Annotated in this window: 25 protein-coding genes; 24 read left to right on the forward strand and 1 reads right to left on the reverse strand. The window is 55.8% G+C overall.

Going from position 1 to position 25,677, the window contains the following annotated elements:
• Nucleotides 1-9 precede the first annotated feature (9 nt).
• The 8 genes from M2407_RS01130 to nei all read left to right on the forward strand — a co-directional run bounded on the left by M2407_RS01130 (nucleotide 10) and on the right by nei (nucleotide 6,636).
• The gene (locus M2407_RS01130; RefSeq protein WP_128863919.1) at nucleotides 10-753 is read left to right on the forward strand and encodes a type 2 GTP cyclohydrolase I; all 744 of its coding nucleotides are present in this window, start codon (nucleotides 10-12) and stop codon (nucleotides 751-753) included.
• Between the two features lie 152 nt (nucleotides 754-905).
• Complete coding sequence (gene pxpB / locus M2407_RS01135; RefSeq protein WP_187962450.1) at nucleotides 906-1,562, forward strand: 5-oxoprolinase subunit PxpB; 657 nt, start codon at nucleotides 906-908, stop codon at nucleotides 1,560-1,562.
• A complete protein-coding gene (gene pxpC / locus M2407_RS01140) occupies nucleotides 1,556-2,488 on the forward strand; it encodes a 5-oxoprolinase subunit PxpC (RefSeq protein ID WP_116691002.1) in 933 nt (310 codons plus the stop codon). Before pxpB ends, pxpC begins: the two co-directional genes overlap by 7 nt.
• Nucleotides 2,478-3,215 (forward strand): 5-oxoprolinase subunit PxpA, encoded by a 738-nt coding sequence (gene pxpA, locus M2407_RS01145; protein ID WP_259216575.1) that lies wholly within the window; start codon nucleotides 2,478-2,480, stop codon nucleotides 3,213-3,215. Before pxpC ends, pxpA begins: the two co-directional genes overlap by 11 nt.
• 170 nt (nucleotides 3,216-3,385) lie before the next feature.
• Complete coding sequence (locus M2407_RS01150) at nucleotides 3,386-4,117, forward strand: DUF969 domain-containing protein (protein WP_259216577.1); 732 nt, start codon at nucleotides 3,386-3,388, stop codon at nucleotides 4,115-4,117.
• Nucleotides 4,114-5,133, forward strand: a complete 1,020-nt coding sequence (locus M2407_RS01155; protein ID WP_048759462.1) for a DUF979 domain-containing protein — start codon at nucleotides 4,114-4,116, stop codon at nucleotides 5,131-5,133. Before M2407_RS01150 ends, M2407_RS01155 begins: the two co-directional genes overlap by 4 nt.
• A 9-nt stretch (nucleotides 5,134-5,142) precedes the next feature.
• Nucleotides 5,143-5,787 (forward strand): pyroglutamyl-peptidase I, encoded by a 645-nt coding sequence (pcp, locus tag M2407_RS01160; protein ID WP_187962453.1) that lies wholly within the window; start codon nucleotides 5,143-5,145, stop codon nucleotides 5,785-5,787.
• 57 nt (nucleotides 5,788-5,844) lie between these two features.
• Nucleotides 5,845-6,636, forward strand: a complete 792-nt coding sequence (nei, locus tag M2407_RS01165; RefSeq protein WP_046374263.1) for an endonuclease VIII — start codon at nucleotides 5,845-5,847, stop codon at nucleotides 6,634-6,636.
• Nucleotides 6,637-6,849: 213 nt separating this feature from the next.
• On the opposite strand, the gene M2407_RS01170 is transcribed toward nei, so the two are convergent.
• The gene (locus tag M2407_RS01170) at nucleotides 6,850-8,142 is read right to left on the reverse strand and encodes a citrate synthase (RefSeq protein ID WP_020825670.1); all 1,293 of its coding nucleotides are present in this window, start codon (nucleotides 8,140-8,142) and stop codon (nucleotides 6,850-6,852) included.
• 733 nt (nucleotides 8,143-8,875) lie between these two features.
• Here M2407_RS01170 and sdhC point away from each other — a divergent pair.
• The 16 genes from sdhC (at nucleotide 8,876) to tolA (ending at nucleotide 25,594) form a co-directional block, all read left to right on the forward strand.
• On the forward strand, nucleotides 8,876-9,265 hold the full coding sequence (gene sdhC / locus M2407_RS01175) for a succinate dehydrogenase cytochrome b556 subunit (protein ID WP_020825671.1): 390 nt from the start codon (nucleotides 8,876-8,878) through the stop codon (nucleotides 9,263-9,265).
• Complete coding sequence (sdhD, locus tag M2407_RS01180) at nucleotides 9,259-9,606, forward strand: succinate dehydrogenase membrane anchor subunit (RefSeq protein ID WP_020825672.1); 348 nt, start codon at nucleotides 9,259-9,261, stop codon at nucleotides 9,604-9,606. The genes sdhC and sdhD overlap by 7 nt, the downstream gene beginning before the upstream one ends.
• 1 nt (nucleotide 9,607) lies before the next feature.
• Nucleotides 9,608-11,374, forward strand: a complete 1,767-nt coding sequence (gene sdhA, locus M2407_RS01185; protein WP_020825673.1) for a succinate dehydrogenase flavoprotein subunit — start codon at nucleotides 9,608-9,610, stop codon at nucleotides 11,372-11,374.
• 16 nt (nucleotides 11,375-11,390) lie between these two features.
• Nucleotides 11,391-12,107 carry a succinate dehydrogenase iron-sulfur subunit gene (locus tag M2407_RS01190; RefSeq protein WP_020825674.1) on the forward strand — a complete coding sequence of 239 codons (717 nt, stop codon included), beginning with the start codon at nucleotides 11,391-11,393 and terminating at the stop codon, nucleotides 12,105-12,107.
• Nucleotides 12,108-12,368: 261 nt separating this feature from the next.
• On the forward strand, nucleotides 12,369-15,182 hold the full coding sequence (gene sucA, locus M2407_RS01195) for a 2-oxoglutarate dehydrogenase E1 component (RefSeq protein WP_020825675.1): 2,814 nt from the start codon (nucleotides 12,369-12,371) through the stop codon (nucleotides 15,180-15,182).
• Between the two features lie 11 nt (nucleotides 15,183-15,193).
• Entirely contained in the window at nucleotides 15,194-16,408 is a 1,215-nt protein-coding gene (odhB, locus tag M2407_RS01200) for a 2-oxoglutarate dehydrogenase complex dihydrolipoyllysine-residue succinyltransferase (RefSeq protein ID WP_044548916.1), read from the forward strand.
• 240 nt (nucleotides 16,409-16,648) lie between these two features.
• The gene (sucC, locus tag M2407_RS01205; RefSeq protein WP_020825677.1) at nucleotides 16,649-17,815 is read left to right on the forward strand and encodes an ADP-forming succinate--CoA ligase subunit beta; all 1,167 of its coding nucleotides are present in this window, start codon (nucleotides 16,649-16,651) and stop codon (nucleotides 17,813-17,815) included.
• Nucleotides 17,815-18,687, forward strand: a complete 873-nt coding sequence (sucD, locus tag M2407_RS01210; protein ID WP_020825678.1) for a succinate--CoA ligase subunit alpha — start codon at nucleotides 17,815-17,817, stop codon at nucleotides 18,685-18,687. Before sucC ends, sucD begins: the two co-directional genes overlap by 1 nt.
• A gap of 777 nt (nucleotides 18,688-19,464) precedes the next feature.
• The gene (gene cydA / locus M2407_RS01215) at nucleotides 19,465-21,033 is read left to right on the forward strand and encodes a cytochrome ubiquinol oxidase subunit I (RefSeq protein WP_020825679.1); all 1,569 of its coding nucleotides are present in this window, start codon (nucleotides 19,465-19,467) and stop codon (nucleotides 21,031-21,033) included.
• A 14-nt stretch (nucleotides 21,034-21,047) separates the two neighbouring features.
• Nucleotides 21,048-22,187 carry a cytochrome d ubiquinol oxidase subunit II gene (gene cydB, locus M2407_RS01220; protein ID WP_259216580.1) on the forward strand — a complete coding sequence of 380 codons (1,140 nt, stop codon included), beginning with the start codon at nucleotides 21,048-21,050 and terminating at the stop codon, nucleotides 22,185-22,187.
• A 17-nt stretch (nucleotides 22,188-22,204) separates the two neighbouring features.
• The gene (gene cydX / locus M2407_RS01225) at nucleotides 22,205-22,318 is read left to right on the forward strand and encodes a cytochrome bd-I oxidase subunit CydX (protein WP_004949761.1); all 114 of its coding nucleotides are present in this window, start codon (nucleotides 22,205-22,207) and stop codon (nucleotides 22,316-22,318) included.
• Nucleotides 22,318-22,614, forward strand: a complete 297-nt coding sequence (gene ybgE / locus M2407_RS01230) for a cyd operon protein YbgE (RefSeq protein ID WP_020825681.1) — start codon at nucleotides 22,318-22,320, stop codon at nucleotides 22,612-22,614. The genes cydX and ybgE overlap by 1 nt, the downstream gene beginning before the upstream one ends.
• Before the next feature lie 130 nt (nucleotides 22,615-22,744).
• Entirely contained in the window at nucleotides 22,745-23,149 is a 405-nt protein-coding gene (ybgC, locus tag M2407_RS01235; protein WP_020825682.1) for a tol-pal system-associated acyl-CoA thioesterase, read from the forward strand.
• The gene (gene tolQ / locus M2407_RS01240) at nucleotides 23,146-23,829 is read left to right on the forward strand and encodes a Tol-Pal system protein TolQ (protein WP_039992358.1); all 684 of its coding nucleotides are present in this window, start codon (nucleotides 23,146-23,148) and stop codon (nucleotides 23,827-23,829) included. The genes ybgC and tolQ overlap by 4 nt, the downstream gene beginning before the upstream one ends.
• Nucleotides 23,830-23,841: 12 nt before the next feature.
• Nucleotides 23,842-24,270 carry a colicin uptake protein TolR gene (gene tolR / locus M2407_RS01245; RefSeq protein ID WP_020825683.1) on the forward strand — a complete coding sequence of 143 codons (429 nt, stop codon included), beginning with the start codon at nucleotides 23,842-23,844 and terminating at the stop codon, nucleotides 24,268-24,270.
• Nucleotides 24,271-24,352: 82 nt separating this feature from the next.
• The gene (gene tolA, locus M2407_RS01250) at nucleotides 24,353-25,594 is read left to right on the forward strand and encodes a cell envelope integrity protein TolA (protein WP_259216581.1); all 1,242 of its coding nucleotides are present in this window, start codon (nucleotides 24,353-24,355) and stop codon (nucleotides 25,592-25,594) included.
• Nucleotides 25,595-25,677: the final 83 nt, after the last annotated feature.

The raw sequence follows: 25,677 nt of genomic DNA on the forward strand, positions 1-25,677 counted from the left end.
AGAATTTTTATGCGTAACCTCGATCTTGAAAAGTTGATCAACACCGAACTGAATACCGGCGCGTTTCAGGATTACGGCCCTAATGGGTTGCAGGTGGAAGGGCGGCCCCATGTGCAGCGTATCGTTACCGGCGTTACCGCCTGTCAGGCGCTGCTGGATGCGGCGGTGGAACACCAGGCCGACGCCGTTGTGGTACATCACGGCTACTTCTGGAAAAACGAGGCGCCCTCGGTACGTGGCATGAAGCGCAATCGGCTGAAAACGCTGTTGAGCAATGATATCAACCTGTACGCTTATCACCTGCCGCTGGACGCGCATCCGGTGTTGGGCAACAACGCGCAGCTGGCGCATCAACTGGGCATTCGGGTGATTGGCGAAGTGGAACCTCTGGTGCCGCACGGGGAATTTGAGCAACCGCTGACCGGCGTTGAACTGCAGCAACGTATTGAGAGCCGCCTCGGGCGGGCCGTACTGCACTGTGGTGATAACGCCCCGGCGCATATCCGCCGTGTGGCCTGGTGCACCGGTGGCGGTCAGGGCTTTATCGACAGCGCCGCGCGATTTGGCGTCGATGCTTTCATTACCGGAGAGGTTTCTGAGCAAACCATTCACAGCGCGCGTGAAATGGGCATTCACTTTTTTGCCGCCGGGCATCATGCCACTGAACGCGGTGGCGTCAAGGCGCTCGGTGAATGGCTGGCTGAGCAGCATGGTTTTGATGTGACCTTTATCGATATCCCGAATCCCGCCTGATTTCCCTCCGAGGATCCAGCCCGGTTTATACCGAGGCTGAATCCTTTTAATAGCCTAATCCCTTATTTTCTCGAAGGTTGTTCTATTGACAGCCGGAGCGCTGTCGCGCATAACTGATGTGTTTTCATCGCGATAATAATAAGGAGAAAAGGGTGCAACGAGCACGATGTTACCTGTTAGGTGAACGCGCGGTAGTGCTTGAACTGTCGCCGCCGGTGACGCTGCCAAGCCAGCAGCGGATTTGGGCACTGGCCGAAAAGCTGAATCATCATCCCGACGTGCGCGAAGTGGTGCCCGGCATGAACAACCTTACGCTGCTGCTGAAGACGCCGCAGGGCGACGCCGAAATGATGTTAGCGCTGTTGCAACAGGGATGGGACAGCGAGGAGATCCTGGTGCCGGAATCACGTCAGGTGGATATTCCGGTGATCTACGGCGGCCAGGACGGGCCCGATCTGGATGAGGTCGCGCGCCACACCGGCATGACTCCGCAGCAGGTGGTGGAGTGCCACTCCTCAGCGGATTACGTAGTCTATTTCCTTGGTTTTCAACCTGGTTTCTCCTACATGGGCGGCATGCCGGACAAGTTGGCAACGCCGCGCCGTGCCGAACCGCGCCTGTCGGTGGCGGCTGGCTCCGTGGGTATCGGTGGCAGTCAGACCGGTATTTATCCGCTGGTGACCCCCGGCGGCTGGCAGTTAATCGGCCGTACACCTCTGGCGTTGTTTAATCCCTATGAAATGCCGCCGACCCTGCTGCGCCCTGGCGACAGCGTGCGGTTTGTGCCACAGAAGGAGGGCGTATGCTGAAGATCCTGCGTGCGGGCATTTACACCACGGTGCAGGATTTGGGCCGTAACGGTTTCCGTCGTCTGGGCGTCAGCCAGGGCGGCGCGCTCGACGAACCCGCGTTGAGGATCGCCAACCTGCTGGTGGGTAACGATACGAATGCCGCCGGTCTGGAAATCACCCTCGGGCAATTTAGCGCCGAATTTACCCGGCCAGGCTGGATCGCGCTGACCGGCGCCGGTTGTGATGCGCAACTGGACGGCAAGCCGCTGTGGACCGGCTGGCGTTATCAGGTCAGTGCGGGCCAACAGCTGATGTTGAAAATGCCAAAACGTGGCATGCGCAGTTATCTGGCGATAGACGGTGGCATCGCCGTGCCGGAAATACTCGGTTCACGCAGCACCGACAACAAAGCCGCTTTTGGCGGGCTGGAAGGGCGTAACCTGCGAGATGGCGACTGCCTGCCGTTGGGAGCGGGGCGCGAATTGCAAAAGCAAAGCACCGGCGTGAAACAACTGTTGTTCAACAACCGTATCCGGGCCCTGCCGGGGCCGGAATATGACGAATTCAGCGAAGAGGCGAAAGAGTCTTTCTGGCGTACTGCCTGGCAACTGAGCCCGCAGAGCAACCGCATGGGCTACCGTTTGCACGGCAGCAGCGCGCTGAACCGTACCACCGAACGCGAAATGTTGTCGCATGGCCTGTTGCCGGGCGTGGTGCAGGTGCCGCATAACGGTCAGCCTATCGTGTTGATGGCCGATGCTCAAACTACCGGTGGTTACCCGCGCATTGCCTGCGTGATCGAAGCCGATCTCTATCATTTGGCGCAAATCCGTCTGGGCGAAGCTATCCACTTTGTACCCTGTACCCTGGCCCAGGCGCAGCGCGCCAAGGCCGAACAGGAGCACTTTATCCAACAGATTGCCTGGGGGTTAGATGAACGTTGATTTGAATGCCGATCTTGGCGAGGGCTGCGCTAACGATCAGGCGCTGCTGCAATTGGTCAGTTCGGCCAATATCGCCTGCGGTTTTCACGCCGGAGATGCGCAAACCATGCGCCAGTCGGTGCGTTGGGCGCTGCAGTACGGCGTGGCGATTGGCGCGCATCCGAGTTTTCCCGATCGCGAGAACTTTGGTCGTACCCGCATGCAGTTGCCACCGGAAACGGTGTATGCGCAGGTGGTGTATCAGCTCGGTGCGCTGGCGGCGATCGCCCATGCAGAAGGCGGGGTAATGGTGCACGTGAAGCCACACGGCATGTTGTACAACCAGGCGGCCGTGGAGCCGGCGCTGGCGGAAGCCATTGCCCGCGCGGTTAAAGCAGTCGATCCGGCTTTGCGTCTGGTGGGGCTGGCGGGCAGCGAACTGATCCGCGCCGGTGAAAAGCAAGGTTTGGCGACGCGACAAGAGGTCTTTGCCGATCGCGGTTATCAGGCCGATGGCACGCTGGTACCACGGGGCCAGCCAGGGGCTTTGATTACCAGCGACGAACTGGCGCTGGCGCAAACGCTGGAAATGGTACGCCACCATCGGGTTCGCACTCTGGACGGCACCTGGGCCGCTGTTCGGGCCGAAACCGTCTGCCTGCATGGCGACGGTGAACATGCGCTGGAATACGCGCGCACGCTGCGCAAACGTTTTGCCGTGGAAGGCATTAACGTCAGCGCAGAATAAAAATAATTAAACATACACAACACACAACACAATAATACCCAATGGATTTCGAGTCACCGCCAGGCAGCAAGGGGGTAAATCTCCAGGAGCTTACTTAAGTAAGTGACTGGCGTTTGCCCATGCAGCTAACAACGCTGTGGCTTGAAAGACGAGGGGAAAAGGAAGGCGCTATGGAACAGGTTGTTAACGTATGGCCACTGATTGGCATTGCCGCCATCGTGGTCGGGTTTGTTTTACGCTTTAACCCCGTGCTGGTGGTGATTGTCGCCGGCATTATCACCGGGCTGGCGGCATTGATGCCGCTGGATGTGATCCTGGAAAAACTCGGTGAGGGCTTCTTGAATACCCGTAACCTGCCGCTGATCCTGCTGCTGCCGTTGGCGGTGATCGGTTTGCTGGAACGCCACGGTTTGAAAGAGCGTGCACAGGCATGGATCGCCAAGATTAAAAGCGCCACCGCTGGACGTTTGTTGATCGTCTATCTGTTCGTGCGTGAAATTACTGCCGCCATGGGGCTGACCAGCCTGGGCGGGCACCCGCAAATGGTGCGTCCGCTGTTAGCACCCATGGCGGAAGGGGCTGCGGAAAACCGTTACGGTGAGCTGCCGGAGCGTACGCGTCACCGCCTGCGTGCCATGTCTGCCGCGACGGATAACGTCGGGTTGTTCTTTGGCGAAGACATTTTTGTGGCCTTCGGCGCGATCATCTTCATGCACAACTTTATGCTGGAATCCGGCGGTATCCAGACCGAGCCGCTGCATATCGCCTTGTGGGGCATTCCCACCGCTATCTTCGCCTTCCTGATCCATGCGTTTCGACTTTACCGGATGGATAAGCAGCTCAGCGCTGAATTGTCGCAGCTTAATCAGGCGGCACTGCAGGCCAAAGGAGATGCCCAATGACTTTCCAACAACAATATCTCTATTGGCTGGCCGGCGTGGTGCTGCTGATTGTCGCCGTGATGTCGTTCCGCGATCGCGCCAACCCGCGGCGTATTACCACCGGTTTGTTCTGGGCGTTGTACGGTGTGGTGTTCCTGGTTGGCGACTGGACCTATAGCCTGTTGGGCGACGTGCTGGGGGAGGGCAGCAACGAAAAACGCATGCTGCATATTATCGTCGGCGTGGTGGTCGTGGTGATGGCGTTGATCGCCGGCTTTGGCGGTGTGCGTCTGGGTAGCTATCATCAACGTACCCCACAGCAGCGCGAAGAGAGCGCGAAACGTCTGGGTAACCGGCTGTTTATTCCGGCACTGGCCATCCCGGTGGTGACGGTGGTTGGCGTGCTGCTGTTCAACAATATTCCGGCATTGCAAACGGCGGTATTCGGCAGCGGTAACCACGCAACCTTGATTACTCTGTTCTCGATGACCGTCGGTTGTTTGCTGGGGTTGGTCATTGCGGTGAAAATGACCCATGAGAAAGCGCTGCAGCCGATTCAGGAAGCGCGCCGCCTGCTGGACTCCATCGGTTGGGCGTTTATTTTGCCGCAAATCCTCGCCACGCTGGGCCTGCTGTTTACCACCGCAGGCGTCGGTACCGCCATCTCTCATCTGACTCAAGAGTATCTGGCGGTGGATAACCGCTTTATAGCGGTGGCGGTTTATGCCATCGGTATGGCGCTGCTGACCATGGTGATGGGTAACGCCTTTGCCGCTTTTCCTATCGTCACCGCCGGTATCGGTATTCCGATCCTGGTGCTGCAACACGGTGGTAACCCGGCGGTGATGGCGGCCATCGGCATGTTTTCCGGTTATTGCGGCACGCTGATGACGCCAATGGCTGCTAACTTTAATATTGTACCGGCGGCGTTGCTGGAATTGCCGGACAAGAATGCGGTGATCAAGGCGCAGGTACCGACCGGGGTGCTGCTGCTGCTGGTGAACGTGTTCCTGCTTTATTTCCTGATGTTCCTTTAAGGAGAACGCATGCAAAAGGTATTGATCACGGGCTTTGAGCCCTTTGGCGGCGAGCGCGTTAATCCTTCGTGGGAAGTAGTAAAGCAACTCAATGATATGGAGCTTTCCGGCGCGCGCATTATTGCGCGCCAGCTGCCTTGCGTATTCGGCGCGGCGCTGGAAGCGCTCAATGAGGCGATTGATGACGTGCAGCCAGTGATGGTGTTAGCTATCGGCCAGGCCGGTGGACGGACTGACATTACGCTGGAACGCGTGGCAATCAATATCGACGATGCGCGTATTCCGGATAATCAGGGGCAGCAGCCGATAGACGAGCCTATCGTTGAAAAGGGGCCTGCGGCTTATTTCAGTACCTTGCCCGTCAAGGCTATGGTCGAGGCGATGCGTGAAGCGGGTATCCCTGCTTCGGTATCGCAAACGGCCGGCACCTACGTTTGCAACCATGTGATGTACGGCTTGTTGCACCGTTTGAGCAAACAGCAGGCGATCAAGGGCGGATTTATTCATATTCCTTATCTGCCGGAGCAGGCTGCTGTCCATCCTGGTGCCCCCAGTATGGCGGCAACCACGGTCCTGTTTGCGCTGGAATTGGCCGTTTCCATTGCGCTGCAGGTTGAACACGATTTGAAAGTCGTCGGCGGCGCGACGCATTAATCGCCGTTTTTACCCCCGGCGCGGTTTGTCGCGTCGGGGCTACTCAGGAGTGATTCTATGCCGGAAGGACCGGAGATTCGCCGGGCGGCAGATGCATTGGCGGCGGCGGTGATCGACCAGCCGCTGACCGACGTCGGTTTTGCCTTTCCCCAGCTTAAACACTATCGCGACCGGTTAATCGGTGAGCGGATCATTGCTATCGAACCGCGCGGCAAGGCGTTACTGACCCACTTTTCCAATGGGCTGACGCTTTATAGCCATAACCAATTGTATGGCGTGTGGAAGGTGGTGAACGCGGGGGAAACGCCGGAAACCAAACGGGATCTGCGCGTACGGCTGGAAACGGCGGAGCGGGCAATTCTGTTGTACAGCGCGTCAGATATTACCCTGGGGCCGCGCGAAGAAATTGAACAGCATCCGTTTTTGCAACGGATCGGCCCCGACGTGCTGGATATGACGCTGACGGAAACCGCGGTAGAACAGCGACTGTTGTCGCCGAAGTTTCGTCGCAGGCAACTGGGTGGCATGTTGCTCGATCAGGCGTTTCTCGCCGGGCTGGGCAATTACCTGCGCGCCGAAATTCTCTGGCAGGCCGAACTGGCACCGCAGCATAAGCCGCAGGATCTGTCACCGGAGGCTTTGCAACGGCTGGCAAAGGCCCTGCTGGCGGTACCGAGGCTGTCTTACCAGACTCGCGGGCAGGTGGATGAGAACCGTCATCACGGCGCGTTATTCAGTTTCAAGGTGTTTCACCGCAGCGGTGAACCCTGTGAACGTTGCGGCGCGATGATCGTCCGTACCTCGTTGTCGTCGCGGCCGTTTTATTGGTGTCCAGGCTGTCAGAAATAGCAAAAAAAAGCCGCCCATCGGGCGGCTTCAGATTATTGACAAAGGGGGATAAAAGCGTGGTTTTTCCCCCTTTGTGTTATCAGCCGAAAATCAATAAATTGATTTTCCTTGTTATTATCAAACCTTTGGTGCCTGCTGCCAAACTATATGTTTGTCAGCAGCACAAGCCGCCCATCGGGCGGCTTGTGCTGCTTTATGTAGGGTAAAGCGGCGTTATTTGTTTTTCACCTGGGATTTGAAATCGCGTTCGGCATAGCCGGTGTACAGCTGGCGGGGACGGGCAATCTTGATGCCTTCGTCGTGCATTTCGTTCCAGTGTGCAATCCAGCCGATGGTACGGGCGATGGCGAAGATTACGGTGAACATGGATGAAGGAATACCCATTGCCTTCAGAATGATGCCTGAGTAGAAGTCGACGTTCGGGTACAGCTTCTTCTCGATGAAGTACGGGTCGTTCAGCGCGATGTGTTCCAGCTCCATCGCCACTTCCAGCAGGTTGTCGTCCTTCTTGTTCAGTTCTTTCAGCACTTCGTGACAGGTTTCGCGCATCACGGTGGCGCGTGGGTCGTAGTTCTTGTACACGCGGTGGCCAAAGCCCATCAGGCGGAAGGAGTCGTTCTTGTCCTTGGCGCGCTTGATAAACTCAGGGATGTGCTCAACGGTTTTGATCTCTTCCAGCATTTTCAGCGCGGCTTCGTTGGCGCCGCCGTGTGCCGGCCCCCACAGGGAGGCGATACCGGCCGCGATACAGGCAAACGGGTTAGCGCCTGAAGAACCTGCGGTACGTACGGTAGAGGTGGAAGCGTTCTGCTCGTGGTCTGCGTGCAGGATCAGGATGCGATCCATTGCGCGTTCCAGCACAGGGTTCACCACGTATTCTTCACACGGGGTTGCGAACATCATGTGCAGGAAGTTACCGGCGTAGGACAGGTCGTTACGTGGGTAAACGAACGGCTGGCCCAGGGAATATTTATAACACATGGCCGCCACGGTAGGCATTTTGGACAGCAGGCGGAACGCGGTGATCTCGCGGTGACGCTCGTTGTTGACGTCCAGCGCATCGTGGTAGAACGCCGCCAGGGCACCGGTCACGCCGCACAGTACTGCCATTGGGTGCGAGTCGCGGCGGAAACCACGGAACAGATGGGTGATCTGGTCGTGGATCATGGTGTGGCGGGTTACGGTCGTTTTAAAGGTTTCGAACTCTTCTGCGGTTGGGGTCTCGCCGTACAGCAGGATGTAGCACACTTCCAGGTAAGAAGACTCTTTCGCCAGCTGTTCAATCGGGAAACCGCGGTGCAGCAGCACGCCTTTGTCACCGTCGATAAAGGTGATTTTTGATTCGCAGGAAGCGGTAGAGGTAAAGCCGGGATCAAACGTGAAATAACCTTTGGAGCCCAGGGCGCGGACATCGAGGACATCGGGGCCCAGTGTCGGGGATAATACGCCCAGTTCGATTGGAGCTTCACCATCATTAATGGTTAGCGTCGCTTTCTTATCAGTCATTTACTGTCTCCTTAGCGCCTTATTTTAAAAACCTCTAACAACTGAAATACCTTAATTCTCCTCAGGTTGCCCGCAAAAAATGGTGCGGACGCTAACTCTGTGAGCGACTGCGCAAATGCGCGGGTAGGGTACAGAGTGCTAACCAGGCGAACGAGGCGGGTGACCAGTTGTTAACGATTCATCGGAATTCGTTATATTCTGTTAATCTTACCTACGACGTGTTCGGGGGTTGTTGAACCTATCCCAATAAACTGTTTTATATGCCTTATTTTGTTTAATCTGCGGCGAACTGCTGCAAACATGTCCGGCAAAAACCGCCATTGGGATAGGTTCTGCCAAATACACTGTTGCATATCTTGAACACAGGGGGAAGTGTATCTGCTGACCTATAGCGCATCATAGGACCGTTTGTGCCCCTATATGTAATGGAATTGTTGATCTCTTGTCAAATCAGATAATTAATTTTGTGCCAATTGTGAAATTCGTGATCTAAATCACTGTTCGGGGGAAATGTTACCAAAGGGATTGTATGGGAATTGTAATCAGAATGTGATCCTCCTATACTGCCGCCAGGTCTCCGGGATACCCTGAAGTAGGAGCACCCAGCGTTATAACTACGCGCCGTTTAAGCACAGAGGATGTTGTTGTTTGAGCGCGTGACGTGTGAGGGTTTTGGCTCTTAACGCTGTCTGATCCCCGCCCAGGCCGGAGGAAGGAAAATAATAAGAGCTGTGTGGGCAAAAACGTGAAAAAACAAAGACCTGTCAACCTGGATCTGCAAACGATCCGGTTTCCCGTAACTGCGATAGCGTCCATCTTACACCGAGTCTCTGGCGTAATTACCTTCGTTGCCGTGGGTATCCTCCTCTGGCTGCTGGGCCTGTCTCTCTCTTCCCAAGAGGGGTTCATGCAGGCTGCCGCCATCATGAATAGCTTCGTTGTCAAATTCATATTCTGGGGCATCCTCACGGCGCTGGCCTATCACATTTGCGGTGGTATTCGCCACTTGTTAATGGATTTTGGCTATATCGAAGAGAGTTTAGCTGCCGGTACCCGTTCTGCCCAGGTGGCGATCGGTCTGACCGTCGTGCTGTCAGTTCTGGCTGGAGTCCTCGTATGGTAAACAATGTTTCTGCATTAGGACGCAACGGCGTACACGACTGGTTGTTACTGCGTGCTTCCGCTATCGTCATCACCCTGTATGTTCTGTATATCCTGGGCTTCTTCGTTACGGCTCCGGATCTCACCTACGAAATCTGGCGCGGCTTCTTCGCCACCTCTATTACGAAAGTGTTCACTCTGCTGACGCTGCTGTCGATTCTGGTTCACGCCTGGGTCGGTTTGTGGCAGGTATTGACGGATTACGTCAAACCTTTGGCGGTACGTCTGGTGTTGCAACTGGCGATTGTTGTCGTGTTGCTGGTCTATTTACTGTACGGAACAATCGTAGTGTGGGGTGCATAAGATGAAACTGCCGATCAGAGAATTTGATGCTGTAGTTATCGGTGCAGGCGGCGCAGGTATGCGCGCGGCACTGCAAATTTCTCAAGCAGGCTCCAGCTGTGCCCTGCTGTCCAAAGTATTCCCGACCCGTTCCCATACCGTGTCTGCGCAGGGCGGTATCACCGTTGCGCTGGGCAACAACCACGATGATAACTGGGAATGGCATATGTATGACACGGTGAAAGGTTCCGATTATATCGGTGACCAGGACGCCATTGAATATATGTGTAAAACCGGCCCGGAAGCGGTTCTGGAGCTGGAACATATGGGCCTGCCGTTCTCCCGTACGGACGAAGGCCGCATTTATCAGCGTCCGTTCGGAGGCCAGTCACTGAACTTCGGTGGCGCACAGGCGGCACGCACCGCTGCGGCGGCTGACCGTACCGGTCACGCGTTGCTGCACACCCTGTACCAACAGAATTTGAAAAACCACACTACTATCTTCTCCGAGTGGTATGCGCTGGATCTGGTGAAAAACCAGGATGGCGCAGTGGTCGGCACCACGGCTATCTGCATCGAAACCGGTGAAGTGGTTTACTTCAAAGCCAAGGCCACCGTGCTGGCGACCGGCGGTGCGGGCCGTATTTACCAGTCCACCACCAACGCCCATATCAACACCGGCGACGGTGTCGGCATGGCGCTGCGCGCCGGCGTGCCGGTGCAGGACATGGAAATGTGGCAGTTCCACCCGACCGGCATCGCCGGCGCCGGGGTCTTGGTGACCGAAGGTTGCCGTGGTGAAGGCGGTTATCTGCTGAACAAACACGGCGAGCGTTTCATGGAGCGCTATGCGCCGAACGCCAAAGACCTGGCGGGCCGTGACGTCGTAGCCCGTTCTATCATGATTGAAATCCGCGAAGGCCGCGGCTGTGACGGTCCATGGGGCCCACACGTCAAGCTGAAGCTGGATCACCTGGGCAAAGAAGTGCTGGAATCCCGTCTGCCGGGCATTTTGGAACTGTCGCGCACCTTCGCGCACGTCGACCCGGTGAAAGAGCCGATTCCGGTTATCCCAACCTGCCACTACATGATGGGCGGTATTCCGACCAAAGTGACCGGCCAGGCGTTGACCGTGAACGAAAAAGGCGAAGACGTGGTGATCCCGGGTCTGTTCGCCGTGGGCGAAATTGCCTGCGTTTCAGTGCACGGTGCCAACCGTCTGGGCGGCAACTCGTTGCTGGACCTGGTGGTGTTCGGTCGTGCCGCCGGCATGCATCTGCATGAGTCTCTGGCGGAGCAGGGCGAAAGCCGTGATGCCAGCGATTCTGATGTAGAAGCATCGCTGGATCGTCTGAACCGCTGGAACAACACCCGTTCCGGTGAAGATCCGGTCGAAATCCGTAAGGCGCTTCAAGCCTGCATGCAGCACAACTTCTCGGTATTCCGCGAAGGCGATGCGATGGCGAAAGGCCTGGAAGAGCTGAAAGTGATCCGTGAACGTCTGAAGAACGCACGTCTGGACGATACCTCCAGCGAGTTCAACACCCAGCGCATCGAATGCCTGGAGTTGGATAACCTGATGGAGACCGCGTTTTCCACCGCCGTGTCGGCCAACTTCCGTACCGAAAGCCGTGGCGCACACAGCCGCTTCGACTTCCCGGAACGTGATGACGCCAACTGGCTGTGTCACTCGCTGTATCAGCCGCAATCGGAAAGCATGACGCGTCGTGAAGTGAACATGCAACCGAAGCTGCGCCCGGCATTCCCGCCGAAAGTGCGTTCTTACTAATTGCGGAGATCGATTGATGAAACTCGAATTTTCAATTTATCGCTACAATCCGGATGTTGATGACGCTCCGCACATGCAGGATTACAGCCTGGAAGCGGAAGAAGGTCGCGACATGATGTTGCTGGATGCCTTGATCCTGCTGAAAGAAAAAGATCCTAGCCTGTCGTTCCGTCGTTCCTGCCGCGAAGGCGTGTGTGGTTCCGACGGGATCAACATGAACGGTAAAAACGGCCTGGCGTGCATCACCCCGATCTCGTCGCTGCGTAAAGGCAACAACAAGATTGTGATCCGCCCGCTGCCTGGCTTGCCGGTAGTGCGCGATCTGGTGGTGGATATGGGTCAGTTCTACACCCAGTATGAAAAGATCAAACCCTACCTGCAGAACGACGGCAAGAACCCGCCGGCGCGTGAACACCTGCAATCGCCAGAGCAGCGCGCCAAGCTGGACGGACTTTATGAGTGCATTTTATGCGCTTGTTGTTCGACCTCTTGCCCGTCATTCTGGTGGAACCCGGACAAATTCATTGGCCCGGCTGGCCTGCTGGCGGCATACCGCTTCCTGATTGACAGCCGCGACACGGAAACCGAAGAACGTTTAGACGATCTAGACGACGCTTTCAGTGTTTTCCGCTGCCATAGCATTATGAATTGTGTCAGTGTATGTCCTAAAGGCTTGAACCCGACGCGTGCTATCGGTCATATCAAGTCTATGCTGCTGCAACGCGGCGCATAAGCGGAATGAGATGCTGCGCCGGGCAGTTTCCGGCGCACATCACAAAGGAGGGAGCCTCTAAAAACTGACCCGTGGCTGCGGCACTATGCAGCCAGGTTCGCCCGCCGGTTTTTAGAGGTTCCTTGTAAGGGACCGCAAGGTCCATAGCAGAACGTACCGTAAAAGTACGTCGAGTGAACCGTTTCTACGGCAAACCGTATCCATCACGGTAATTATGTTAACCACGGCGAAAACTAAAGCTTCAAAGCTTAAGGGATCATGATGCAGAACGGCGCAATGAAGGCCTGGCTGGATTCCTCCTATCTGGCGGGCGCGAACCAGTCTTACATAGAACAGCTCTATGAAGACTTCTTAACCGATCCGGGCTCCGTTGAAGATAGCTGGCGTTCCATTTTTCAACAGCTACCAACCGCGGGTGTAAAACCCGATCAGCTTCACTCTCAAACGCGTGACTACTTCCGCCGCCTGGCGAAAGACTCCGCGCGTTACAACACCACCATCAACGACCCAGACACCGATGCCAAACAGGTCAAGGTACTGCAGCTGATTAACGCCTTCCGTTTCCGCGGACATCAGCATGCCAACCTCGATCCGCTCGGTCTGTGGCAGCGTGAGCAAGTTCCTGACCTTGAACCCGCCTATCACAACCTGACCGAAGCCGACTTCCAGGAAACCTTCAACGTGGGTTCTTTCGCTATCGGCAAAGAAACCATGAAGCTGGGCGACCTGTATGCCGCGCTGAAGCAGACTTACTGCGGCTCGATCGGTGCGGAATACATGCACATTACCAACACTGAAGAGAAACGCTGGATCCAGCAGCGTATTGAATCGGTGGTGGGGCACGCCAGCTTTACCGATGATGAGAAACGCCGCTTCCTGAACGAACTGACCGCAGCGGAAGGTCTGGAGCGTTACCTCGGTGCCAAATTCCCAGGGGCGAAACGCTTCTCGCTGGAAGGTGGCGATGCGCTGGTACCGATGCTCAAAGAGATGGTGCGTCACGCCGGTAAGAACGGTACGCGCGAAGTGGTATTGGGCATGGCCCACCGCGGCCGTCTGAACGTGTTGATCAACGTACTGGGCAAAAAACCTGCCGACCTGTTCGACGAGTTTGCCGGCAAGCATAAAGAACACCTCGGCACCGGTGACGTTAAATATCACCAGGGCTTCTCCTCCGACGTAGAAACCGAAGGCGGCATGGTTCACCTGGCGCTGGCGTTTAACCCGTCGCACCTGGAGATCGTCAGCCCGGTGGTCATGGGCTCAGTTCGTGCCCGTCGTGACCGTCTGGACGAAGCGCGCAGCAATATGGTACTGCCAATCACCATCCACGGTGACGCCGCCATTACCGGCCAGGGCGTGGTTCAGGAAACCCTGAACATGTCGCAGGCTCGCGGCTACGAAGTGGGCGGCACGGTGCGTATCGTGATCAACAACCAGGTTGGTTTCACTACCTCCAACCCGTTGGATGCGCGTTCTACCGAATATTGTACTGACATCGCCAAGATGGTGCAGTCGCCGATCTTCCACGTAAATGCTGACGATCCGGAAGCGGTGGCCTTTGTGACCCGCCTGGCGTTGGATTTCCGTAACACCTTCAAACGTGACGTGATGATCGATCTGGTCTGCTACCGTCGCCATGGGCATAACGAGGCCGATGAGCCAAGTGCAACCCAGCCGGTGATGTACCAGAAGATCAAAAAACACCCAACGCCGCGCAAGCTTTATGCTGACGTGCTGACCGAACAAAAAGTCGCCAGCCTGGAAGATGCCACGGAAATGGTCAACCTGTATCGTGATGCACTCGACCGCGGCGATTGCGTGGTTGAAGAGTGGCGTCCGATGAACCTGCATAGCTTTACCTGGTCGCCGTACCTTAACCACGAATGGGATGAAGAGTACCCAAGCAAGGTTGAGATGAAGCGCCTGCAGGAACTGGCCCGTCGCATCAGCACCGTGCCGGAAGCGATCGAAATGCAGTCACGCGTAGCGAAAATCTACGCAGACCGCGCCGAGATGGCGGCAGGCAACAAAGCGTTCGACTGGGGCGCGGCGGAAACGCTGGCCTATGCCACCATGGTCGATGAAGGCATCCCGATTCGCCTTTCCGGCGAAGACGCCGGTCGCGGTACCTTCTTCCACCGTCACGCTGTGGTGCACAACCAGAAAAACGGTTCGGTCTACGTTCCGCTGGCCAATGTTCACAGCGGGCAGGGCGAGTTCAAAGTGTGGGACTCCGTGCTGTCGGAAGAAGCCGTACTGGCGTTCGAATATGGTTACGCCACCGCAGAACCGCGCACCCTGACCATTTGGGAAGCGCAGTTCGGTGACTTCGCCAACGGCGCGCAGGTGGTGATCGACCAGTTCATCAGCTCCGGCGAGCAGAAATGGGGCCGTATGTGTGGCCTGGTGATGCTGCTGCCGCACGGTTATGAAGGCCAGGGCCCAGAGCACTCCTCTGCGCGTCTGGAACGTTACCTGCAGCTGTGTGCTGAGCAGAACATGCAGGTGTGCATCCCGTCCACTCCGGCACAGGTCTACCATATGCTGCGTCGTCAGGCGCTGCGCGGTATGCGCCGTCCGTTGGTGGTGATGTCGCCGAAATCTCTGCTGCGTCACCCGCTGGCAACCTCGTCTCTGGAAGAGCTGGCTAACGGCACCTTCCTGCCGGCTATCGGCGAGATCGACGAGTTGGATCCGAAAGCGGTCAAACGCGTGGTCATGTGCTCCGGTAAGGTCTATTACGATCTGCTGGAACAACGCCGCAAGAACGACCAGAAAGACGTGGCTATCATCCGTATCGAGCAGCTGTACCCGTTCCCGCATCAGGCCGTTCAGGCGGTGCTGGAGAAGTATGCTCACGTGCATGATTTCGTCTGGTGTCAGGAAGAGCCGCTGAACCAGGGCGCCTGGTACTGCAGCCAACACAACTTCCGTGAAGTGGTGCCGTTCGGGGCTTCTTTACGTTACGCAGGACGTCCAGCCTCTGCCTCTCCGGCAGTCGGTTACATGTCCGTACACCAGAAGCAGCAGCAGGCTCTGGTTAATGACGCGCTGAATATTGTTAAAGATTAAGGGAAAGCTAAATGAGTAGCGTAGATATTCTGGTACCTGACCTTCCTGAATCGGTTGCGGATGCGACCGTAGCCACCTGGCACAAGAAACCAGGTGACAGCGTCCAGCGTGACGAAGTTCTGGTTGAAATCGAAACTGACAAAGTGGTTCTGGAAGTTCCGGCAAGTGAAGCCGGGATCCTCGATGCGATCGTGGAAGAAGAGGGCGCAACCGTGCTTTCTCGCCAACTGCTAGGCCGCATCCGCCCGGGTGACAGCTCCGGCAAGCCGACCGCCGAGAAGAGCCAGGAGAAAGAAGCCACGCCTGCACAGCGCGCGACTGCCAGCCTGGAAGAAGAGAGCAACGACGCGCTCAGCCCGGCGATCCGCCGTCTGATTGCCGAACACGATCTCGATGCTGCCGCCATCAAGGGCAGCGGCGTGGGTGGCCGTATCACCCGTGAAGACGTGGAAGCGCACCTGGCTAACGGCAAAAAAGCCGACAAACCTGCCGCCGTCGAAGCCGCACCGCAGCCTGCTCTGAGCAGCCGCAGCGAAAAACGCGTGCCGATGACCCGCCTGCGCAAACGCGTGGCCGAGCGCCTGTTGGAAGCGAAGAACAGCACTGCGATGCTGACCACCTTCAACGAAATCAACATGCAGCCGATCATGGACCTGCGCAAGCAGTACGGTGAAGCCTTCGAAAAACGTCACGGTGTACGTCTGGGCTTCATGTCCTTCTACATCAAGGCGGTGGTTGAAGCCCTGAAACGCTTCCCGGAAGTGAACGCTTCCATCGACGGTACCGACGTGGTGTACCACAACTACTTCGATATCAGCATTGCGGTATCTACCCCACGCGGCCTGGTAACCCCGGTACTGCGTGACGTAGACACCATGAGCATGGCGGACATCGAGAAGAAAATCAAAGAGCTGGCAGTTAAAGGCCGTGACGGCAAATTGACTGTGGAAGAGCTGACCGGCGGTAACTTCACCATTACCAACGGCGGCGTATTCGGTTCACTGATGTCTACCCCGATCATCAACCCACCGCAGAGCGCCATCCTGGGCATGCACGCCATTAAAGATCGCCCAATGGCGGTTAAAGGCCAGGTTGTGATCCAGCCAATGATGTATCTGGCACTGTCTTACGATCACCGCCTGATCGACGGTAAAGAATCCGTCGGTTACCTGGTGACGGTAAAAGAGATGCTGGAAGATCCGGCTCGTCTGCTGCTGGACGTATAACCCTGATGGGCGCGTATATCTTAAATCATTGAAGTTGCATCGCGGCGGCAACGGAGCGAATCCCCAGGAGCATAGTCAACTATGTGACTGGGGTGAGAGAAGGCAGCCAACAAAGATGCAGCTTTAAGGATGACAGAGATTGCCGCGCCCACACTCTGTGCTATGTGGCCGACGAAAGTCATGCGGTTTTCCGCCAAAATGACTCGGCTAAAACCTTCAGAACTGAATGGATAGAACATCATGAATTTACACGAATATCAGGCAAAACAGCTGTTTGCTCGGTATGGCATGCCGGCACCAACCGGTTACGCCTGTACCACACCGCGTGAAGCGGAAGAAGCCGCATCCAAAATCGGCTCCGGCCCGTGGGTGGTTAAATGTCAGGTTCATGCTGGCGGCCGCGGTAAAGCTGGCGGCGTTAAAGTTGTAAACAGCAAAGAAGATATCCGCGCTTTCGCTGAAGCCTGGCTGGGCAAGCGTCTGGTGACCTACCAGACTGACGCGCTGGGCCAACCTGTTCACCAGATCCTGGTAGAAGCCGCGACCGACATCGATAAAGAACTGTACCTGGGCGCGGTAGTAGACCGTGCTAGCCGTCGTGTGGTGTTCATGGCCTCCACCGAGGGTGGCGTTGAGATTGAGAAAGTTGCGGAAGAAACGCCGGAACTGATCCACAAAATGACCATCGACCCACTGGCAGGCCCACAGCCTTACCAGGGCCGTGAACTGGCCTTCAAACTGGGCCTGACCGGCAAGCAAGTTGGCCAGTTCGCCAAGATCTTCATGGGCCTGGCGACCTTGTTCCTGGAGCGCGACCTGGCGATGGTTGAGATTAACCCGCTGGTGGTGACCAAGCAGGGCGATCTGATCTGTCTGGACGGTAAACTGGGCGCTGACGGTAACGCACTGTTCCGTCAACCTGAGCTGCGTGAAATGCGCGACCTGTCTCAGGAAGACGAGCGTGAATCCCGTGCGGCACAGTGGGAGCTGAACTACGTTGCTCTCGACGGCAACATCGGCTGCATGGTTAACGGCGCAGGCCTGGCGATGGGGACCATGGACATCGTTAAGCTGCACGGCGGTGAGCCAGCCAACTTCCTCGACGTGGGCGGTGGTGCAACTAAAGAGCGTGTGACCGAAGCCTTCAAAATCATCCTGTCCGACGACAAGGTGAAAGCGGTATTGGTTAACATTTTCGGTGGTATCGTGCGTTGCGACCTGATCGCTGACGGTATCATTGGCGCCGTAGCCGAAGTGGGCGTTAACGTCCCGGTGGTGGTGCGTCTGGAAGGGAATAACGCCGAACTGGGCGCCAAGAAACTGGCGGACAGCGGTCTGAATATCATTGCTGCGACCAGCCTGACTGATGCGGCTCAGCAAGTTGTTGCGGCAGTGGAGGGTAAATAATGTCCATTTTAATCGATAAGAACACCAAAGTTATCTGTCAGGGTTTCACCGGTAGCCAGGGGACCTTCCACTCCGAACAAGCTATCGCTTACGGCACCAAAATGGTCGGTGGCGTGACGCCGGGCAAAGGCGGCACTCAGCACCTGGGCCTGCCGGTGTTCAACACCGTGCGTGAAGCGGTAGAAGCGACCGGCGCCACGGCGTCCGTTATCTACGTACCGGCACCATTCTGCAAAGACTCCATTCTGGAAGCTATCGATGCAGGCATCAAACTGATCATCACCATTACCGAAGGCATCCCGACGCTGGATATGCTGACCGTCAAGGTGAAGCTGGATGAAGCCGGCGTGCGTATGATTGGCCCGAACTGCCCAGGCGTTATCACCCCGGGCGAGTGCAAAATCGGCATCATGCCAGGCCACATCCACCTGCCAGGCAAAGTGGGCATCGTTTCCCGCTCCGGCACCCTGACCTACGAAGCGGTGAAGCAAACCACCGATACCGGTCTGGGCCAGTCTACCTGTGTAGGCATCGGCGGTGACCCGATCCCAGGTTCTAACTTCATCGATATCCTGAAGTTGTTCCAGGAAGATCCGCAAACTGAAGCGATCGTCATGATCGGTGAAATCGGCGGCAGCGCAGAAGAAGAAGCAGCGGCGTACATCAAAGAACACGTGACCAAGCCGGTAGTTGGCTACATCGCGGGTGTTACCGCGCCTAAAGGCAAGCGTATGGGCCATGCCGGCGCCATCATTGCCGGCGGCAAAGGCACTGCGGACGAAAAATTCGCAGCGCTGGAAGCGGCAGGGGTTAAAACCGTGCGCAGCCTGGCTGACATCGGCGAGGCAGTTAAAGCGGTTCTGAACCGCTAATTTAATCTGCGGTAGTCCGTATTCAAGCAGGGTCAGACCAAGTGTCTGGCCCTGTTTTTTTTTGCCTGCGCGAGAGGGAATAGGGCATTGCGGTGGCCGTGGTGAGCGTTAGCGGCATCAATTAAAGGGGGGAGGGACGGGCGGACGTATTTAAGCGCTGCTTTATCGATAATTATTCTTTTTATTGCCTACAATTATCAGAGTAAAAAAATAAGCTAAGCTTGTCCTATTAGCAGGTTAATAAACGTTAACATCATTCACACTCGAGACTTCATTTAAATACAGATAACCATTAAATATCACATCTATTTAACACAAAAAGTACCTAGATAGACTACGAAACCATTATGTAACATAACCACAAGATAATTATGAGAAATTGTGAGCTGAATCTGGAAATAAAATTCAGATAGGCTTAAATTGTTCCAGATCAAATTAGGGCTTAGTACCTCTTTGGGCTAAAATTTGACCTGTAACCAAAAGTCTAACCCATATCACGTAAAAACCTATTTATTGTGTGGGATTGGGCGAGTATCATCCATGGTGAATATGGATGGTTGATCTTGTTGCATTTGTTACCCGTTGTCGGTTTTCAGTGGTGTGTTTAGTGCACTGGCCAGTACGGCCCGCGTCGAATGCATGGTTGAAAGCGGAGAAGCTGGATCAAATTTTTGTTGTGTTTAAGGGCATTCACTGCGGGGCGTTACCGGTAGCTTCACCCGAAGTCATATCGATAACCGCATGTCGGAGTCTTCCTGCGAGGAGCAAGGAGTCAAGATGTTTGATATTGTCGAACTGTCGCGCTTACAGTTTGCTTTAACGGCGATGTACCACTTCTTATTTGTCCCATTAACGCTAGGCATGGCGTTTTTGCTGGCAATTATGGAAACGGTATATGTACTGTCAGGCAAACAAATCTATAAAGATATGACCAAATTCTGGGGCAAGTTATTTGCAATTAACTTTGCTCTGGGTGTGGCCACCGGTTTGACCATGGAGTTCCAGTTCGGGACCAACTGGTCATATTTCTCACACTACGTCGGTGATATTTTCGGGGCCCCTCTGGCCATCGAAGGTCTGATGGCGTTCTTCCTTGAATCGACGCTGGTCGGCCTGTTCTTCTTCGGCTGGGATCGTCTGGGCAAGGTGCAGCACATGGCCGTAACCTGGCTGGTGGCACTGGGCTCAAACTTCTCCGCGCTGTGGATCCTGGTGGCCAACGGCTGGATGCAGAACCCTATCGCCTCGGACTTCAACTTCGAAACCATGCGCATGGAGATGCTCAGCTTCTCCGAACTGGTGCTCAACCCGGTTGCGCAGGTTAAGTTCGTTCACACCGTAGCTGCCGGCTACACCTGTGGTGCGATGTTCGTACTGGGTATCAGCTCTTACTACCTGTTGAAAGGCCGTGATACTGCCTTTGCCAAACGTTCCTTCGCAATCGCTGCCAGCTTCGGTATGGCTGCCGTACTGTCCGTAATCGTACTGGGTGATGAATCCGGCTACGAAATGGGTGACGTGCAGAAAACCAAACTGGCCGCCATCGAAGCCGAATGGGACACTCAACCGGCTCCGGCTTCCTTTACCCTGTTCGGTATTCCGAATCAGGATAAAATGGAAAACTCCTACGCGATCCAAATTCCTTATGCGCTCGGCCTGATTGCCACCCGCTCAACGGATACTCAGGTCACCGGCCTGAAGGATCTGATGGCGCAGCATGAAGTGCGTATCCGCAACGGGATGAAAGCCTACCAACTGCTGGAAGAGTTGCGCAGTGGCAATACCGACCCGGCGGTTCGCGCCGAGTTCAATAAAGCCAAGCAGGATTTGGGCTACGGTTTACTGCTGAAGCGCTATACCCAGAACGTCACCGACGCGACGGAAACGCAGATCCAGCAGGCGACCAAAGACTCTATCCCACGCGTAGCACCGCTGTACTTCGCCTTCCGTATCATGGTGGCCTGTGGCGTGCTGATGTTGCTGATTATCGGTCTGTCGTTCTGGAGCGTGCTTCGTGGCCGCATTGGCCAGAGAAAGTGGCTACACCGTGCGGCGCTGTATGGCCTGCCGCTGCCGTGGATTGCCATCGAAGCCGGCTGGTTTGTGGCTGAATACGGTCGTCAACCTTGGGCGATTGGTGAGGTGCTGCCGACTGCGGTTGCCAACTCTTCACTGACTGCGGGCGACATTCTGTTCTCGATGGGGCTGATTTGCGGCTTGTACACCCTGTTCCTGGTGGCTGAAATGTACCTGATGTTCAAATTTGCACGTCTGGGTCCAAGCAGCCTGAAAACTGGCCGCTACCACTTTGAACAACCGACTGCCGCCGTGCAGGAAGCGCGCTAAACAGGAGTCCACGTATGTTTGATTATGAAGTACTGCGATTTATCTGGTGGGTCCTGATTGGCGTACTGCTGATCGGTTTCGCCGTCACCGACGGTTTCGACATGGGGGTCGGCATCCTGGTGCGCATTATCGGTAAAACCGATACCGAGCGCCGGGTGATGATCAACTCCATCGCGCCGCACTGGGACGGTAACCAGGTGTGGCTGATCACGGCCGGTGGTGCGCTGTTCGCCGCCTGGCCAATGGTCTATGCGGCGGCGTTCTCCGGTTTCTACGTTGCCATGATCCTGGTGCTGTCCGCCTTGTTCTTCCGCCCGGTCGGTTTTGACTACCGCTCGAAGCTGGAGAGCAGCCGCTGGCGCAACATGTGGGACTGGGGCATCTTCATCGGCAGCTTCGTGCCGGCGGTGGTGTTCGGCGTGGCGTTCGGCAACCTGCTGCAGGGCGTGCCGTTCCACATGGACGAATACATGCGTCTGTTCTACACCGGCAACTTCTTCCAACTGCTGAATCCGTTTGGCCTGTTGGCGGGTGTCGTCAGTCTGACCATGCTGGTGACCCAGGGGGCAACCTACCTGCAGATGCGTACTAGCGGTGAGATCCACCTGCGTGCACGTGCTGCGGCGCAGATCTCCACGTTGGTGATGGCGGTGTTCTTCCTGTTGGGTGGTATTTGGCTGGTGAAAGGCATCGATGGTTATGTGATTACCTCGGCGCTGGATACCATGGCGGAGTCTAACCCGATGCGTAAAGAAGTGGCTCATCAGGCCGGTGCCTGGTTGATCAACTTCAACAAGTATCCGCTGCTGTGGGCATTGCCTGCCCTGGGTGTTCTGCTGCCGCTGTTTACGGTGCTGTTCTCCCGCATGTCGAAAGACGCGCTGGCGTTCGTGACTTCGTCACTGACCATTGCCTGCGTGATCCTGACTGCCGGTGTGACCATGTTCCCGTTCGTGATGCCGTCAAGCACCGTGCCTAACATCAGCCTGACCATGTGGGATGCCACCTCCAGTCTGTTGACGTTGGAAGTGATGACCGTTGTCGCGGCGATCTTCGTGCCTATCGTTCTGGGGTACACCAGCTGGTCGTACTACAAAATGTTCGGCCGTCTCGACAAAAACTTCGTCGAGAACAACAAGCATTCGCTGTATTAAGGATAGGGAGCTAAACCATGTGGTATTTTGCCTGGATTCTCGGAACGCTTCTTGCCTGTGCCTTCGGTATCATCACGGCGCTGGCGCTTGAGCACCACGAAGATTCAAAAGCACAGCAAGACGGTAAGTGATGAGTTCGTCATTAACTGACAAGCTGTACGCCATGACTGACAAGGGCCCTGTCCGGGCCCTTTCACTGGTGCTGGCGTTGATTTTGGCGGGCTGTATTTTTTGGGATCCGACCCGCTTTGCGGCGAAGACCAGCTCGCTGGAGATTTGGGAAGGGCTGCTGCTGATTTGGGCAGTTTGCGCCGGGGTGGTTCACGGCGTTGGCTTCAAACCGCAGCGGACGTTATGGCGCGCTTTTTTCGCGCCACTTCCGGCAATTGTGATCCTCGCCGCAGGATTACTTTACGTTTCTTTATAATCTCCGTTATAACCCCGAGTTATGGGCCCTTCCGGCCCATAATTATTTTCGTTCCCCTCTTGTAACCCATTCCCAACCCGATCTGTCTTGCGTATAGTAGCACCGTTAAATTGCATTGCTGGGAAGTAGAGTGAGTAATACGTTGTTTCGATGGCCGGTTCGCGTTTACTACGAGGATACCGATGCCAGTGGTGTGGTCTATCACGCCCGCTATGTCGCCTTTTTTGAAAGAGCGCGCACCGAGATGCTGCGTCATCACAACTTTCATCAACAGCAGCTGCTCAGTGAACATGTCGCTTTCGTGGTTCGGCGCATGACGGTGGATTACCTGGCTCCGGCTCGTCTCGACGAACAGCTGGAAGTGCAGAGTGAAATCACCTCAATGCGCGGGGCCTCTCTCACGTTTGCCCAACGCATTGTCAATTCTGACGGGACTCTCTTGAGTCAGGCCGATGTGTTGATTGCATGCATTGATCCACACCAAATGAAGCCGATAGCGCTTCCTAAGTCTATTGTCGCGGAGTTTAAGCAGTGACTGACATGAACATCCTAGATTTATTCTTGAAGGCGAGCCTGCTGGTTAAGCTTATCATGTTGATTTTGATATGCTTCTCAGTGGCCTCTTGGGCGATCATCATCCAGCGCACCCGCATCCTGAATGCGGCCACGCGTGACGCCGAAGCCTTTGAAGACAAATTCTGGTCCGGTATCGAGCTTTCTCGCCTGTACCAGGAAAGCCAGGCGCGTCGCGATAGCCTGACCGGCTCAGAGCAAATTTTCCACTCTGGCTTCAAAGAGTTCGCTCGTTTACACCGCGCTAACAACCATGCGCCGGAATCGGTGATCGAAGGGGCGTCACGCGCCATGCGCATCTCGATGAACCGCGAGCTGGAAACGCTGGAAAACCACATTCCTTTCCTCGGCACCGTGGGTTCGATCAGTCCGTATATCGGTCTGTTCGGCACCGTGTGGGGGATTATGCACGCCTTTATCGCACTGGGCGCGGTGAAGCAGGCCACGCTGCAAATGGTAGCACCGGGTATCGCCGAAGCACTGATCGCAACCGCCATCGGTTTGTTCGCCGCTATTCCGGCCGTTATGGCCTATAACCGCCTCAACCAGCGCGTCAACAAGCTTGAGCAGAATTACGACAACTTTATGGAAGAGTTCACCGCTATTCTGCATCGTCAGGCCTTCTCCAGCGACAGCAAATAAGTAGGAGGTAGCATGGCGAGAGTTCGTGGACGTAATCGGCGCGAGCTGAAGTCCGAAATAAACATCGTTCCGTTGCTCGACGTGTTGCTGGTGCTGTTGCTGATCTTTATGGCAACGGCGCCGATTATCACGCAGAGCGTTGAGGTTGATCTGCCGGACGCCACCGATTCCAAGACGGTGTCCAGCGATGATAACCCGCCGGTGATCCTTGAGGTTTCAGGCGTGGGTCAATACACCCTGGTGGTGGATCACAACCGCATGGAGCTGCTGCCGCCGGAACAGGTTGCCGCCGAAGCCAAGTCGCGTTTAGCGGCTAACCCGAAAACGGTCTTTTTGATCGGTGGGGCGAAGGAAGTACCGTACGATGAGATTATCAAGGCATTGAATATTCTCCATCAGGCGGGCGTGGCTTCCGTGGGGCTAATGACCCAGCCAATCTGACCCTAAGGTCAGTGGCAACCCGGTTCCTGTGCCGTTGGCTCAGGAACCCCGTATAAGCAACACCAGTTTTTGGGAATCTATTTTGGTAAAGGCAACTGAGCAAAACGATAAGCTGAACCGCGCCGTTATTGTTTCGGTCGTTCTGCACTTTGTATTGATTGCCCTGCTGATTTGGGGATCGCTGCAAGAAAACGTCGACATGAACAGTGCTGGCGGCGGTGGCGATGGTTCTGTCGTCGGTGCAGTGATGGTCGATCCCGGGGCAGTGGTGGAGCAGTACAACCGCCAGCAACAGCAGAGTAACGACGCGCAGCGTGCTGAAAAGCAGCGCCAGAAAAAAGCGGAACAACAAGCCGAAGAACTTCAGCAGAAGCAAGCGGCAGAGCAACAGCGCCTGAAAGAGCTGGAGAAAGAGCGTTTGTCTGCGCAGGAAAAAGCGGCGCAGGACGCGAAAGAACAGGCTGAACAGCAGAAGCAGGCCGCAGAGCAGCAAAAACAGGCGGCGGAGCAACAAAAGCAGGCTGCTGAACAGCAAAAAGCGGCCGAGAACGCCGCGGCGAAAGCCAAAGAACAACAGAAAGTAGCGGAAGCGGCCGCCGCCAAGGCCAAGGCCGAGGCAGATAAAGTCGCTAAAGCACAGGCCGACGCGCAGAAGAAAGCGGAGTCTGAAGCCAAGAAAGAAGCGGCTGCTGCCGCTGCCGCCAAGAAACAGGCGGAAGAAGCGAAGAAAGCCGCTGCTGCCGAAGCTGCAGAGAAAAAGGCCGCTGCCGAAGCCGAGAAGAAAGCTGCAGCTGATGCCGAGAAGAAAGCGGCCGCAGAAGCTGAGAAAAAAGCCGCCGCTGCCGAAAAAGCCGCCGCTGAGAAAGCTGCTGCCAAGAAAGCCGCAGACGCCAAGAAGAAAGCGGCTGCCGCAGCGGCAGCTCAGTCTTCGGACGTCAATGATCTGTTTGGCGACCTGGCGGACGGTAAAAACGCGCCGAAAGGCGGCGGGGCTAAAGCTAAGGGTGACGGTAAACCGGCCGGTCAGGGCAATGCCAAGACCGCGGGGGCCAGTGGTGCCGAGATTAACGGCTATCTGGGGCAGATCACCTCGGCTATTCAAAGCAAGTTTTACGACGCGGACTTATATAAAGGGCGTAAGTGTGACCTGCGGATCAAATTGGCACCGGACGGTTTGCTGATTGATGTTAAATCGGAGGGGGGCGATCCGGCATTGTGTCAGGCAGCAATAGCCGCCGCTAAGCAGGCAAGAATACCGAAACCGCCAAGCCAGGCAGTTTACGAGGTGTTTAAGAATGCTCCCCTTACATTTAGACCAGAATAATGGTTGTTTTGGCTGAGTCATATCGCAGGGATGTACTAAGGTAACCAACAGGGATTATGTAGTTTTGTTTGCGTTGGTTTGTT

This window comes from Serratia sp. BIGb0234, assembly GCF_024809915.1.
In the GTDB taxonomy this organism is placed as follows: Bacteria; Pseudomonadota; Gammaproteobacteria; order Enterobacterales; family Enterobacteriaceae; genus Serratia; species Serratia liquefaciens.

Coding starts and splice junctions, on each gene's coding strand:
- M2407_RS01130 (WP_128863919.1), top strand. CDS start 10: ATGCGTAACCTCGATCTTGAAAAGTTGATCAACACCGAACTGAATACC.
- pxpC (WP_116691002.1), top strand. CDS start 1,556: ATGCTGAAGATCCTGCGTGCGGGCATTTACACCACGGTGCAGGATTTG.
- pxpA (WP_259216575.1), top strand. CDS start 2,478: ATGAACGTTGATTTGAATGCCGATCTTGGCGAGGGCTGCGCTAACGAT.
- M2407_RS01150 (WP_259216577.1), top strand. CDS start 3,386: ATGGAACAGGTTGTTAACGTATGGCCACTGATTGGCATTGCCGCCATC.
- M2407_RS01155 (WP_048759462.1), top strand. CDS start 4,114: ATGACTTTCCAACAACAATATCTCTATTGGCTGGCCGGCGTGGTGCTG.
- pcp (WP_187962453.1), top strand. CDS start 5,143: ATGCAAAAGGTATTGATCACGGGCTTTGAGCCCTTTGGCGGCGAGCGC.
- nei (WP_046374263.1), top strand. CDS start 5,845: ATGCCGGAAGGACCGGAGATTCGCCGGGCGGCAGATGCATTGGCGGCG.
- M2407_RS01170 (WP_020825670.1), bottom strand. CDS start 8,142: ATGACTGATAAGAAAGCGACGCTAACCATTAATGATGGTGAAGCTCCA.
- sdhD (WP_020825672.1), top strand. CDS start 9,259: ATGGTAAACAATGTTTCTGCATTAGGACGCAACGGCGTACACGACTGG.
- sdhA (WP_020825673.1), top strand. CDS start 9,608: ATGAAACTGCCGATCAGAGAATTTGATGCTGTAGTTATCGGTGCAGGC.
- M2407_RS01190 (WP_020825674.1), top strand. CDS start 11,391: ATGAAACTCGAATTTTCAATTTATCGCTACAATCCGGATGTTGATGAC.
- sucA (WP_020825675.1), top strand. CDS start 12,369: ATGCAGAACGGCGCAATGAAGGCCTGGCTGGATTCCTCCTATCTGGCG.
- odhB (WP_044548916.1), top strand. CDS start 15,194: ATGAGTAGCGTAGATATTCTGGTACCTGACCTTCCTGAATCGGTTGCG.
- sucC (WP_020825677.1), top strand. CDS start 16,649: ATGAATTTACACGAATATCAGGCAAAACAGCTGTTTGCTCGGTATGGC.
- sucD (WP_020825678.1), top strand. CDS start 17,815: ATGTCCATTTTAATCGATAAGAACACCAAAGTTATCTGTCAGGGTTTC.
- cydA (WP_020825679.1), top strand. CDS start 19,465: ATGTTTGATATTGTCGAACTGTCGCGCTTACAGTTTGCTTTAACGGCG.
- cydB (WP_259216580.1), top strand. CDS start 21,048: ATGTTTGATTATGAAGTACTGCGATTTATCTGGTGGGTCCTGATTGGC.
- cydX (WP_004949761.1), top strand. CDS start 22,205: ATGTGGTATTTTGCCTGGATTCTCGGAACGCTTCTTGCCTGTGCCTTC.
- ybgE (WP_020825681.1), top strand. CDS start 22,318: ATGAGTTCGTCATTAACTGACAAGCTGTACGCCATGACTGACAAGGGC.
- tolR (WP_020825683.1), top strand. CDS start 23,842: ATGGCGAGAGTTCGTGGACGTAATCGGCGCGAGCTGAAGTCCGAAATA.